General features: G+C 59.6%; 11 protein-coding genes and 1 tRNA gene. 7 read left to right on the forward strand and 5 right to left on the reverse strand.

Annotation, left to right across the window (positions count from 1 at the left end; genetic code table 11):
* Window positions 1-168: 168 nt before the first annotated feature.
* Window positions 169-846, forward strand: a complete 678-nt coding sequence (locus tag NW841_RS09010; protein ID WP_414363865.1) for a TIGR03943 family putative permease subunit — start codon at window positions 169-171, stop codon at window positions 844-846.
* 1 nt (window position 847) lies between these two features.
* Here NW841_RS09010 and apcB read toward each other — a convergent pair whose 3' ends face one another.
* On the reverse strand, window positions 848-1,351 hold the full coding sequence (gene apcB, locus NW841_RS09015) for an allophycocyanin subunit beta (protein ID WP_414363866.1): 504 nt from the start codon (window positions 1,349-1,351) through the stop codon (window positions 848-850).
* A 225-nt stretch (window positions 1,352-1,576) separates the two neighbouring features.
* Complete coding sequence (gene truB, locus NW841_RS09020; RefSeq protein ID WP_414363867.1) at window positions 1,577-2,476, reverse strand: tRNA pseudouridine(55) synthase TruB; 900 nt, start codon at window positions 2,474-2,476, stop codon at window positions 1,577-1,579.
* Window positions 2,477-2,571: 95 nt separating this feature from the next.
* Here truB and NW841_RS09025 point away from each other — a divergent pair, with 95 nt between their 5' ends.
* Window positions 2,572-3,573: a DMT family transporter gene (locus tag NW841_RS09025; protein ID WP_414386147.1), complete on the forward strand. Its 1,002-nt coding sequence runs from the start codon at window positions 2,572-2,574 to the stop codon at window positions 3,571-3,573.
* A gap of 12 nt (window positions 3,574-3,585) precedes the next feature.
* On the opposite strand, the gene trpS is transcribed toward NW841_RS09025, so the two are convergent.
* Window positions 3,586-4,581: a tryptophan--tRNA ligase gene (gene trpS, locus NW841_RS09030; RefSeq protein ID WP_414363869.1), complete on the reverse strand. Its 996-nt coding sequence runs from the start codon at window positions 4,579-4,581 to the stop codon at window positions 3,586-3,588.
* A 122-nt stretch (window positions 4,582-4,703) separates the two neighbouring features.
* Between trpS and NW841_RS09035 the strand changes: the two genes are divergently transcribed.
* The 3 genes from NW841_RS09035 (at window position 4,704) to gatC (ending at window position 5,992) form a co-directional block, all read left to right on the forward strand.
* Complete coding sequence (locus tag NW841_RS09035) at window positions 4,704-5,009, forward strand: chlororespiratory reduction protein 7 (protein ID WP_414363870.1); 306 nt, start codon at window positions 4,704-4,706, stop codon at window positions 5,007-5,009.
* A 77-nt stretch (window positions 5,010-5,086) separates the two neighbouring features.
* The gene (locus NW841_RS09040; protein ID WP_011430196.1) at window positions 5,087-5,608 is read left to right on the forward strand and encodes a photosystem I assembly protein Ycf3; all 522 of its coding nucleotides are present in this window, start codon (window positions 5,087-5,089) and stop codon (window positions 5,606-5,608) included.
* Between the two features lie 90 nt (window positions 5,609-5,698).
* Window positions 5,699-5,992, forward strand: coding sequence for an Asp-tRNA(Asn)/Glu-tRNA(Gln) amidotransferase subunit GatC (gene gatC / locus NW841_RS09045; RefSeq protein WP_414363871.1), 294 nt, complete (start codon window positions 5,699-5,701; stop codon window positions 5,990-5,992).
* Window positions 5,993-6,008: 16 nt separating this feature from the next.
* On the opposite strand, the gene NW841_RS09050 is transcribed toward gatC, so the two are convergent.
* Window positions 6,009-8,003: a primary-amine oxidase gene (locus tag NW841_RS09050; protein ID WP_414386148.1), complete on the reverse strand. Its 1,995-nt coding sequence runs from the start codon at window positions 8,001-8,003 to the stop codon at window positions 6,009-6,011.
* A 760-nt stretch (window positions 8,004-8,763) separates the two neighbouring features.
* Here NW841_RS09050 and NW841_RS09055 point away from each other — a divergent pair.
* Window positions 8,764-11,091 (forward strand): GAF domain-containing protein, encoded by a 2,328-nt coding sequence (locus NW841_RS09055; protein WP_414386149.1) that lies wholly within the window; start codon window positions 8,764-8,766, stop codon window positions 11,089-11,091.
* Here NW841_RS09055 and NW841_RS09060 read toward each other — a convergent pair.
* Window positions 11,092-11,164: transfer RNA gene (locus NW841_RS09060), tRNA-Arg, on the reverse strand.
* A 151-nt stretch (window positions 11,165-11,315) separates the two neighbouring features.
* Here NW841_RS09060 and NW841_RS09065 point away from each other — a divergent pair.
* Entirely contained in the window at window positions 11,316-11,768 is a 453-nt protein-coding gene (locus NW841_RS09065) for a hypothetical protein (RefSeq protein ID WP_414363873.1), read from the forward strand.
* Window positions 11,769-11,853: the final 85 nt, after the last annotated feature.

The following is an 11,853-nucleotide window of genomic DNA, read 5'->3' on the forward strand; positions in this document are numbered from 1 at the left end:
GGGAGTGTCAATAAGCTTCGGAGTTGTGGAGGCAAGCGCTAGCCCATGCCCGTAGGTGGTTCTGGCTCTCTCGGCGGCAAGGCGCGGTCAAAAGTAAACAGAGCTGGCCTTGGATCGGCCTCCTGGCTCTGCTGGGGTAACCCAGCCTATTGGGATGCTGCTGGGTTAATGCTCTTGGGGAGCCTGCTCATCGTCTACCGCTGGCGGGGCACCCTGCCGCTGTTGATTAACCCCGCCTACGTAAACGTGGCTCTGCTGGCCGGCCTGTGCCTACTGGGCCTGGGGATTAGCCGGTGGCGGGGGGCCAAAGTCGCGCCCTCGGAAAGCCATGTCTCCCTGTTGGGGCCGCGCCTGGGGGCGGCGCTCTTGATCCTGACGGCGCTGCTGGGGTTTTGGGTCGAGCCCCGTCCCCTCTCCAGCCAGACGGCCCTCAACCGGGGGGTATCTCCCTATCTGGGTGCCTCTCGCAGCCAGCCGCAGGCTTTTCGTCCCAAGATTGACCCACGCCAGCGCACCCTGCTGGACTGGGTGCGCACCCTGGATGTCTACCCAGATCCCTATACCTATGAAGGCCAGCCGGTGCGGGTGCAGGGGTTCGTCGTTCCTGACGAGCAACCTGACCACTTTGTCATCGCTCGCTTTTTGGTGAGTTGCTGCGCTGCCGATGCCTACCCGGTCGGCTTGCCAGTGCGCTGGTTCCGCTCGGAGGAGCTGGCTCCGGACAGTTGGCTGCGTCTGGAAGGACGAATGGCCGTGGAGCAACGGGATGGCCAGCCTCAGTTGGTAATCCTGGCCGAGCAGGTGGAACCAATGCCGGTGCCGGCCAATCCCTACGCCGACGAGTAGGTTAGATGTCGGTTTCGCTGAGTTTAGCGCTCATGTAATCGAAGGGCTCGGCCACAAAGCTGTAATCCTCGTCGGAGCCGAGCAGCTCCAGGGTGCGCTGCTTCATGTTCTGGATCCCGATCACCGTCGGAGCAATCGGCACCCCCAGGGAGTTGTAGGTTTCCCGCAGGCCAGCCAGGACGCGCTCGTCCAAGATGCTGGTATCAGCAGCCACCAGGGCGTAGGAAGCGTAGCGCAGGAAGTAGTCCATATCCCGCAAACAGGTGGCGTAGCGGCGGGTGGTGTAGGCGTTGCCACCCGGACGGATCAGATCTGGCACCTGGGCAAACATAGCCGCGGCAGCCGTCTTGACAATGTCCACCGAGTTGAGGTTAATCACCTTCACGGCCTTGATGCGCCGCAGACCCGAATCGTAAAAGGCCTTGAGCGCGTCCATGGCATTCCGATCCAGGTAGCGGCCTGTCAGGTCGTAGGTTTTGATCAGTGTGGTTACGGCATCCCGCATATCCCCAACTCCGTTCCTGTAACTCTATGTAAAAGTAGCTTGAGATGAGAATTTTGCCGGCAACGTCCAAAGGCCAGCCTTGGAAAATCGAGCCAAAGCCCAACACCGGCAGCGCTCCAAGCTCCCCACTTGCCCCCAGAAGTTTAGCATGCGGGGGGTTCTTTCCTGCCTTCTCCTGAGACAATGGCAGATGTTGTTACGAAAATGTAACCTTTCTGCAACGCTCTAGGGATCCGGCAGCAGCACCCGCAGTGGCCTGAGCAGCCTGCCTTGGCAGTGTCCCAACCCTAAGAACGCTCCTTGTTGGCTCTTCACCCGCAGAGTCTCGGCAGTGGCCTGAGCAGGATCCAGGGGAATGGCCTGACCTTGTTGCCAGCGCTGCGCCTCAGCCGGAGACAAGGATACTGAGTCCCAACCGCGAAATCCCCACTCAATCGGCAGCAGGGCGGCGGCGGGATCGGCGGATCCCTGCCACTGCTCCAGGGGCAGGCTCTCTTGGATGCGAAAGGGGCCACTTTGCAACCGTCGCAGGCGGCTCATCAAGCCTCCGCAGCCCAATTTCTCTCCCAGGTCGCGGGCGAGGGCGCGGATGTAGGTGCCAGGGCCACAGGCAATCTCCAGATCCACTTCCGGGAACTCGCCAGGGCGCCAGCCCAGGATCTGCAGGTGCCGAATCACCACCCGCCGCGGCTCCAGCCCCAGTTCTGCTGCCTTTGCCCCGGCCCGGGCCAGCTCATAGAGCTTTTTCCCCTGCCGCTTGATGGCGCTGTAAAGAGGCGGCACCTGCTCAATCTCGCCGACAAACTCCTGCAGACATTCCTCCACCTGCTCGCGGCTCAGCTCCGGACAAGGGGATCCCACCTGGATCTGCCCCTCGGCATCGTCGGTGTCGCTGCGCTGCCCAAAGCGGAAGGTTGCCCGATAGACCTTATCCCCCGGCAGAAAGGCCAAAAAGCGCGTCGCCCGCCCTACGGCAATGGGCAGAACTCCCGTTGCCGCCGGATCCAAGGTGCCACCATGCCCCACCTGGCGCGTGCGCAAGACCCGCCGCACCACCGCCACACAGTCGTGGGAGGTGAGCCCTGCTGGTTTATCCAGGTTGAGAAAGCCCTCCAGGGATCCCATGCTGCGCATCACCCATCAGTAATTTTAAGATTTGTAACCGAACTGCCGCAGCGCTTAACATAGGGTTAATTTCTGTCTGCGAGCTTGAAGCACCTATGGCGCAATCTGGCCTATTCCCTCAGCCTATCTGGCAACACCTGTTGATGATCGCCCCTTTCTTCCTGTGGGGCTCGGCGATGGTGGCAATGCGAGATGCCCTCTCCGAGACCACCCCTCTCTTTATCGCCATTCTGCGGCTGTTGCCCGCTGGGATCCTGGTTTTGGCCTTTCGGCTTTGGCAAGGGCGGGCCTCTGAGGCATCTCAGCCCTGGCATCCCCAGGGGCGGCGAGGGTGGCTGTGGGTCCTGGCCTTCGCCCTGGTGGACGGCACCTGTTTTCAGGGATTTTTGGCGCAAGGGTTGAGAGAGACCGGCGCCGGGCTGGGATCCGTACTGATCGACTCGCAGCCGCTGGCGGTGGCTTTGATGGCCAACTGGTTTTACCGCGAGCGGATGGGATCCCTGGGCTGGCTGAGTCTGGGGCTGGGTGTGGTCGGCATTGGCCTTATCGGCCTCGGCGGGGAAGGATCCCTGCAGGTGGGGGCTGGCGTCGTCTGGATGTTGCTGGCTTCCCTGTCGATGGCCATCGGCACCGTGATGATGCCCAAGGTGGCGGAGGTGGCCGATCCGGTGTTGGCGACGGGCTGGCACATGGTGTTGGGCAGCCTGCCCTTGATCCTGCTCTCGGCGCTAACAGAAAGCGAGCAATGGCAGCACCTGAGCGGCGCCCACTGGCTGGGCCTGCTCTATGCCTCCGTGTTGGGGAGCGCCGTGGCCTACGCCCTCTTCTTCTACTTCGCCTCTCAGGAAAACCTCACCGAATTCAGCTCCCTCACGTTTCTCACCCCCATCTTTGCCCTTCTCTTCGGCAGCACCTTCCTGGGCGAGACCCTGACCCGGCTGCAGTGGGTGGGAGTGGGCATTACCCTGGTCTGCGTGTATGTCATCAACCACCGGCAGGAGTGGCAGGAGCGCCTGCGCTTGGCCTGGCCAGGGATCCTCTCGGAGCTGGGCCTGGAGTTCAGCACCGTCGAGATCCGCGATGGCCGGCCCGACTAAGGGAGCCTTCTCCTAGGGGGGCAGGAACCCCATCGCCTCCCGCACCCTTTGCAGCGTTGGCTCGGCAACAGCGCGAGCCTTGGCGGCATTTTCCCGGATCAGCGCCAGCAGATAGTCTGGGTTGCTCCAGAGCTCTCGGTAGCGCTGCTGAATGGGCTCTAGGGTGGCGATAATGCTGTCGGCGAGGAGGGGTTTGAACTGTCCCCACCCCATCTCAGCGCACTCAGCCGCCACCTCCTCCTTGCTTTTGCCGGAGGTGAGCATGTAGATCGTCAGCAAATTGTGGGCCTCCGGGCGTGCCGGGTCGTCGAAGGTGATGCCCCGAATCGAGTCGGTCTTGCATTTTTGGATCTTCTTGCGGATCGTGTCGGGGTCGTCTAGCAGGTGAATGCGGCTGAAATCCGAGGGATCCGACTTAGACATTTTGCGGGTGCCATCGGTCAAGCTCATGATCCGCGCCCCCTGCGGGCGAATCAGGGCCTCTGGGATCACAAACACCTCGCCAAAGCGGTCGTTAAAGCGGCGGGCAATATCCCGACACAGCTCAATATGCTGCCGCTGATCCTCCCCTACCGGCACATACTTGGGCTGGTAGAGCAAAATATCCGCCGCCTGCAAAATCGGATAGCTGAACAGGCCAACGCTGGTCTCCTCCCCCTGTTTCTCTTTTTTTTCTTTGTATTGGATCATGCGTTCCGCCCAGTTCATGGGGGTAATGGTGGTGAACAGCCAGGCCAGCTCTGTGTGGGCGGGCACGTGGGACTGCACAAACAGCACACAGTGCTCCAGGCTAAGGCCACAGGCCAGGTAGAGGGCAAACAGAGAACGGGTGCGCTCCCTCAGCAGCTTGGGATCCTGGGGCACAGTAATGGCATGTTGATCCACAATGCAAAAGAAGTTCTCGTAGTGCTCCTGCTCGGCCACCCAGTTTTTAATGGCCCCCAGGTAATTGCCCAGGTGCAACTCGCCGGAGGGCTGGATTCCAGAAAGCGTGCGCGGCTTGGACATAGGAAAAGCAATCTCAAACGCCAATAAGAGGGGGGACGAGAACCCAGAAAGTCTTTGTTCAGGATATCAAGAGAGCTGCAACCCGTTGGTTTATGAGGGAAGAAAGACACCAACCCGAAACCATGGCAGACCCGGAGCCAGAACTGCTGCGTGCTGCCAACCACTACGTGCTGCTGATCCCAGGCCTGCCGGAGCAATTTCTCACCCCTGAGGAATTGCAGGAGTTCCTTGTGCAACTGCTGCAGGAGTATCCCCACCTGGTGGATGCAGATCTGGCCCGCTACCCCACCCCTCAAGCCCAGGCGCAGCGGCTTATCGACACAGCCTGTGAGGTGGAGGTCTCTCCCGGCGAAACCGTGCAGTGGCACCCTGTACGCCTGCGCAAGCGCCCCTCAGCTTCTTCTCGCCCAGGCCAGCATCCGGCTTAAGGCCACGCTCGGGATCCCACAGGCATGCTACAACGCAAAGAAGAGATACCCAGTCCTGCGCTCTAAGGGGGTCAATCATGCCGCGCAGCATGAAGAACGACAACTTCATCGACAAAACCTTCACCGTCATGGCTGACCTGATCCTGAAGCTGATGCCGGGGGTGAGTCCTGAACAGAAGAAGGCCTTTGCCTACTACCGGGACGGCATGGCGGCCCAGAGCGAGGGAGAATATGCCGAGGCCCTAGAAAACTACCGAGAAGCCCTGGCCCTGGAGCAAGACGACGAAGACCGCAGCTACATCCTCTACAACATGGGCCTGATCTACCAAAGCAATGGCGAACTGGACAAAGCCCTGGAGTACTACCACCAGGCCCTGGAGCTGAATCCCCGCCTCTGTTCTGCCCTAAATAACATTGCCGTCTTGCTGCACCACAAGGGCGAGCAGAGCCTGCAGGCCGGGGACGAGGAGACAGCAGAGGCCCTGTTCGATGAGGCAGCTCAATACTGGATCCGGGCCATTCGCATTGCGCCCAACAACTATATCGAGGCGCAAAACTGGCTCAAGACCACGGGACGCGCCAACCTGGAGCTGTATTGAGCTTTCTCCCAAGTGCCTGAGTTTAGCTAGACTGGTTAGACAATTAAAAGCTAGCTGAGTAACCCGGTAACCTGCCGGCAGGAGGGGAAGATGCTGAAACGCGAGGAAGTACGACACGTCGCCCACCTCGCTCGGCTGGAGCTAACCGAGGAGGAAGAAATCCAGTTCACCCAACAACTGGCAGACATCCTGGCCTATGTGGAACAACTGAAAGAGCTGGATACAGAAGGGGTAGAGCCCACCTTTCACGTGTTGGACATGGAGTTGCCCACTCGCCCCGATGAAGTGGAGCCCTACCCCGACATTGAAGGGATCCTGGCCAACGCCCCCGACCGCGCTGACATGTTCTTCAAGGTGCCTCGCATCCTCGAGGAGGAAGACTAGCCACCTTGCAGTGCGGCTACGAGCCACAACAGCTTTTGCTCTTCGGCGGGGGAGGGGGCACATCCAGGGCCGGGTTGCACTCAAAGAAGCCCAACGGCTTGAGCAGAAAGCCAATGTAGCTAACCGGCATCACCGGCCAGTCTTCGGTGCGGGGGAAGTGGTTACAGCCAAAGCTGTACCAGAGCACTAGGCGGGTATTTTCTAGGGATCGGTTGGCTTGTGTCCATTTCACCAGCCCTTCCCCACCGGGGTGTTGGTTGGGGTAGTCCCCCGCCGGGAACTTTTCGCCAGGATGATAGGGCGTGGCCCAGAGGTGGTGGGCCAAATACCCTGCCCGTCGATACAGCCAGGAGTCGGGGTGGGCCAGGAACCGGACATTCTCTCCTGGGAGCAACTTGTAGGCCACCGGCTGCCCCAGGCGGTTGTGGCGGTTGGGGTTGACAATCTTCCAGTAGCGCCCCCGCAAGGGATCCACCGTTTGCTTGGCTTCCTGCTCAGTGCTCAACAAGGTGGAGCGGGCGCGGAAGGCGTTGCCGTAGGGGTTATCCGGCCCCAAGGGCAGCGGCTCGGCATGGACTTCGTAGAGGGAGTTGCCCGGCCCATCCACCGCCATGTCCAGGCGCACGGTAAAAAAGTGCTGGTGGTTGAGGCCAGACAATTGGGGCGCTACCAAGACGCCAAACTCCGGTTCCTCCCCCGGCAGGGTGGCGCAGGTGTTGATGATGCCGGTGAGCTTGGCCTCGAACTCCAGCGTGCCGTCCTGGTAGAAGTACCAGAAAAAGCCGTAGTCGTAGTTGCCGATGGTGGTAAAGAAAGAGAGCACCAGCCGCCGCGAGCGCCGCACCTGAGCTCGCTCCGTGCGCCAGTCGGTGTGCTTCCAGAGCACGCCAAAGTCCTCCTCGTGCATGCAGATGGCGTTTTTGAGGAGCATGGGCTCACCGCTGTTGCTGGGCAGCCAGGCATCGAAGTAGTAGATCTCCCCCAGGCAGTCGCAGCCCAGGCGCAGGGAATTGGCCTGCATGCCGATGCCGTATTCCCCCACGTCAAAGGCGTTCTTGCGACAGTGGGGATCCCGTGGATCCCCGTAGGGCACCACCATCTCGGCTACCGAAGCCCGATAGAGGATGGGGCGAAGGCGGCCCTGATCCTCATAGCTCACCTGATGCAGCACCAGCCCCTCGCGGGGGTTAAAGCTGATGCGCAGATCCCACTTCTGCCAGCGGATGTGGTGGCCTTCTACTTGGAAGCTCACCCCTTGGGGCTGAGTAATTTCCAAAGGCTTCAAATCTCGGCGAAACTCTTTGAAGAAGATCTCGTCAAAATTGCCATCTTCCGGGGGCAGAGGCCAGGGGCCGCGATCCTCCACCTTGATCACCTGCATTTGGTTGAGGTCAATCCAGGGGTAGAGGCCTTCGAGGGGACGGGCATAGCCATTGTCGTAAGGGGAAGTGCGCAGGAAACACAGACCCCGCACCAGCCGCCGCCCCTCTTCTTCCGGGATCCCAAAGTAGCCCACCGTCCAGTAGTCCACCATCACCCGCTCCACATCGGCAATGCCCCGCCGCTGCAGGGCGGCCAGAAATTGGGGATCCTCCTTGAGCAAGCGGTCACAGGCGTAGACCTCATCGTCCAAAAGGGGCGGCTGCACGCCGGGGACGAGCTGCCAAGAGCACACCTGCTGCCGAGAGAGGGAGACCACTGCCTCGTAGGTGCTGCCCTCGGCGGGATCCAACAGCACCACAAACGCCTGCCGATCCCAGGGTTGGCCCGGTTGCCAAGCTTCCATCCAGGGCCGCTCCGGCTCCTGCAGTTGGATGGTGACAAAGCGGCAGCGGGAAGCAAGAGGGCGCTCCTGACGCAGGATTTTGACCACTTGCCGGATTTCTTCGCCATTCAAGGGATCCAGGGGGTGGCTTGGCCATTCGGGCCGGACAGCCGCGGTTGTGGCAGAAAGCGATCGCTCCTGCTCCTGCAGAGCAGGCTGAGGACTGCGAGGAAGTTCACAAATCACAGGAATAACCTTGAATTCTACAGAAAATGAATTGGCTGGGTGACGATCCATTGATGAAAAATGCCGCAGGGATCCCCTTGCCTGCCACCCCAGGCGCTCTAAGCTAGCCATCAGCCCGTACAGGACAACCTGGCCGTTGCCACAAGCAACTTTGGCAACCCTGGCCGGCAAGAGGATAGGCTCAAAGAATCCGTTCTTGGGGACAACCTTACCTTCGCCAGCTAGCCCAACCTGAGGTTATCCCCATCCGTTGGGTTGTCTCTGCCCGCTAACCAAAGGAAGAGGGCAGCGGCACCTTGAGCAGCCGCGTTACCGCAAACCGAAAAATATCGAACAATCGCCAGAAACTAACTATAGGCTTCCGAGGGAAAAGATCCCCGCTCAAAAGCAGCAGCAATTTCTTTAGGCCAAACGTGGCATAGGGCAGCATAAAAAAGAATCAACGCTTCACGCAGGCTGAGGGCGCAGCCGCAAGGAAGGAGCTTGATGCAGCACTGCTCTCTTCTCAACGCAAACTCATTTCGGCTTGCCCTAACCCCACCTGCTAGGGGGATCCCCAGTGTTGGGATCCAAGGCGCAACTGCCCATTACTATAGCAGAGGCTCCCCCCTCGGCCACAAGCTGCGGGCAAGAGTCGGCTCTCCGGATCTGAAGTTTAGCGTGAAGTAAAGATCCTGTATTGGCTAACACATCTTTGAGCAGAGTACTAAAATCATGCTTAAAGCTAAGGATTTCTGGCAAGGGGATCTCTCAGATCTGTATGAGGATCGTCCACAATGAGGTAGCGCTGCTGGAACAACCAACCGTTTTGGTGGGGGAGATGGCTTCAGCTCAACACCGCCTGGTGCCGGTGTGGCCAGAAGACGGCGGCTTTTATCCAGAGCATCTCTTTTTGGCTCTGGAGGCCACCCAACTGGGCTATTGGCAACTGGATCTGCGCAGCGGGGAGCTGAGCAGTTCCCCTCAGTGCAAGGCCAAGTACGGACGGGATCCCGGCGAGGAGTTCACTCTGGAGATGCTTTTCGAGAGCGTTCACCCCGAAGATCGCCAGAGGGTGAAGGAAGCTTTCCAGTTGGCGGGGCCTAGAGCATTGGAGGGGGATCCCAACTTGTCAGTTGAGTACCGTGCCCATCTCGCAGACGGGCAGGTGCGCTGGCACCTCTCTCAGGGGATTGTGCTCCTGGGGCCGGAAGGGGATCCCAGCCATGTTGTCGGGGTAACCCTGGACATCACCAAGCGCAAGCAGGCCGAGCTAAAGCTGCAGCAACAGGTGCAGCGGGAAAAACTGTTTAACCGGCTCATTCAAGCCATCAGCACCTCTTTGGATCTACCCACCCTCTTTGAGGTAGCGGTGCAGGAAGTAGGCCAGGTTTTGCAGGCAGCGCGGGTTACCCTTTACCAATATCTGCCTGCCGAGAAGGTGTGGGTGGGCATTACCGGCCATGTTCGCTCCCCCGATGTGCCCAGTACTCTCCAAATGCGCATACCGGATGATCCGCAGATCCCAACCATTCAGCAGTTGCAGCAGCTGCAAGTTTTTCACGTGGCGGATCCCCAGCAAGTTTCCGATCCCTTTGCATTGCAGGAAAGGCAAGACTGCCAGCTCGGCCCTTGGCTAGGGATCCCGGTGGCCTGTCAAGGGAAACTTTGGGGCGCTCTAGCCCTGAGACGCCTGATCTCTGAACCCGATTGGCAAGAGGAAGAGATCGAGTTGGCCAGGGCAATTGGCAATCACCTGGCAGTCGCCATTCGACAGGCGGAACTTTACCAAAGGCTGCAGCAAGCCAACGTCGAACTGGATTACCAAGTGCGGGTGCGCAACGGCCAACTGCAGCAAGCCTACGAAGACGAGGCCCTGCTGCAACTGATCACGGAAGAAATTCGCTCCAGCCTAGACGAGCACAAGATTTTGGAAACCGTGGCGCAGGAACTGGCCCTCAGCCTTGGCCTTTCCGGCTGCATGATTGCCCTCCATGACCCAGAACGACAGGTTAGCGTTTTGGCCTTGGATTATCGACCTGGAGAAGGGATCCGCCGTTTTCCCCTGGAGATCCCCTTTGCCGATTTTGCCGAGGTGCTCCAGCAGCTTCAGGGTGGGCAGTTCTGCTATTTCAGCAACCTTGGCCACCCCTGCTGGCCCAGCTACGACCGCCACACGCTGCTGGTACTTCCCATTTGCGATGCTCAGGAAGGCGAATCTCTCCTGCTGGGAAATATTTGCGGCTCGCGTCCGCCGGGGCAGGTGTTTGGCGAGCGGGAACAGCGCTTGATGCGGCGGGTGGCCAGCCAGTGTGCGATTGCCATTCGCCAGGCCCGGCTTTTCCAAACCGTGCAGCAGCAGGTGCAGCAGTTGCAGGAGCTCAACCACCTCAAGGATGAGTTTCTGCACATGGTCTCCCACGAGATGCGCACGCCTCTAACCAACATGAAGCTGGCAATTGCTTTTCTCTCCAAGGCCAACCTGACGGAGCGGGAGCAGCGCTACTTGCAGATTTTGGAGATGGAGACCAACCGCGAGCTGGACTTGATCAACGAGCTGTTGGAATTGCAAGCTATTGAAGCCGGAAACAGGGATCTCAATCTAACCTGGTTATCTCCTCAGGAGTGGATCCCCAATCTTTCCGAGCCCTTCCGGCTGCGAGCTGCCCAGCAGAACCAACAGTTTCAGTTGGAATGGGATCCCGACCTTTTGCCCCTCTGTACGGATGAGAGACTGCTGTCGCGGGTGGTGGGCGAACTTTTGAACAACGCCTGCAAGTACACGCCGGCTGGGGAAAGCATCTGTTTGCGCTTTAGCCAGACCCATCAACAGAACCGTCCCGGCTGGCTGATCGAGGTGCGCAATACGGGAGTGGAAATTCCTCCAGAGGCGCTGCCCCATGTGTTTGAAAAGTTCTACCGCATCCCACAGTTGGATCGCCGCAAGGCCGGAGGGACAGGCCTAGGCCTGCCGCTAGCCAAAAAGGCTATGGAGATGTTAGAGGGATCCCTGACTGTAGCAAGCCACTCTGGCCAGGTCATCTTTCGGGTGTGGTGCCCCTCTCAGAGTCGAACGCCGCCAGCCAGGATCCCAGGCGAATCCACCTAGCGCCTTGCGCAGGACTCGAACCTGCAACCATCGACTTAGAAGGTCGGTGCTCTATCCATTGAGCTAGCAAGGCAAGTTGCAGAGCCATTATATCCTTGGAGGAGTTTCCTCTCCGAGGTCGGCTACACGGCTTAACCCGCTCCCTCAATGCCCCCTAAGGAGCTTCAGTTACGGATCCCAGTCGCTAAAGTTATAACGAAGGTCTTGGGAGAACCGGGATCTCGATGTCATTGCCTCCTGATCCTAGCTCAGTTGATGCCAAGAAGGCTGCTCGCGTCTGGGAGTCGGAAAACCCTCCCGGCCTGGAATCTCTCTCTCCGCCGGCCAGGCGCCTGTTGCGCCTCTACCATGGCGGCAGCTTTATCTTTCTGGGCCTGTTGTGGCTGCTGGTCGGGATCCCCAGCCTTTGGGCGCTGCGGGCAGATATCGTCCGTCTGTGGAACCATTTCACCTGGACGGGCCTGCGCTATGCCCTGTTTTACCGGCCCGGCTGGCCCACCTTCGGCCTTTTGCTGTGCGTCAGCTTCACGCTGGGGATCTTGATCGCCCAAAGCCGCTACGAGCTGTTTGGGCTCTATCCTATTGAGCGCTTGATGCTGGAGCGCCAGTCCCGCTGGATTTTGTCTTTGCCCGCCTGGCATCCGCTGCGGCGCTGGCTGGCACGCACTTTCAAGTGAACAACTCCCGACACCCATCTTCGTTGAGGAAACAACCAATACGGTGCGGACTAAGCTAAATGCGCGGGATTCCCCACCGTCTATA

It is taken from the genome of Synechococcus sp. H60.3, from assembly GCF_047462295.1.
Classification (GTDB): domain Bacteria; phylum Cyanobacteriota; class Cyanobacteriia; order Thermostichales; family Thermostichaceae; genus Thermostichus.

Coding starts and splice junctions, on each gene's coding strand:
- NW841_RS09065 (WP_414363873.1), top strand. CDS start 11,316: ATGTCATTGCCTCCTGATCCTAGCTCAGTTGATGCCAAGAAGGCTGCT.
- NW841_RS09025 (WP_414386147.1), top strand. CDS start 2,572: ATGGCGCAATCTGGCCTATTCCCTCAGCCTATCTGGCAACACCTGTTG.
- truB (WP_414363867.1), bottom strand. CDS start 2,476: ATGGGATCCCTGGAGGGCTTTCTCAACCTGGATAAACCAGCAGGGCTC.
- NW841_RS09055 (WP_414386149.1), top strand. CDS start 8,764: ATGAGGATCGTCCACAATGAGGTAGCGCTGCTGGAACAACCAACCGTT.
- NW841_RS09010 (WP_414363865.1), top strand. CDS start 169: ATGCTCTTGGGGAGCCTGCTCATCGTCTACCGCTGGCGGGGCACCCTG.
- trpS (WP_414363869.1), bottom strand. CDS start 4,581: ATGTCCAAGCCGCGCACGCTTTCTGGAATCCAGCCCTCCGGCGAGTTG.
- NW841_RS09035 (WP_414363870.1), top strand. CDS start 4,704: ATGGCAGACCCGGAGCCAGAACTGCTGCGTGCTGCCAACCACTACGTG.
- gatC (WP_414363871.1), top strand. CDS start 5,699: ATGCTGAAACGCGAGGAAGTACGACACGTCGCCCACCTCGCTCGGCTG.
- apcB (WP_414363866.1), bottom strand. CDS start 1,351: ATGCGGGATGCCGTAACCACACTGATCAAAACCTACGACCTGACAGGC.
- NW841_RS09040 (WP_011430196.1), top strand. CDS start 5,087: ATGCCGCGCAGCATGAAGAACGACAACTTCATCGACAAAACCTTCACC.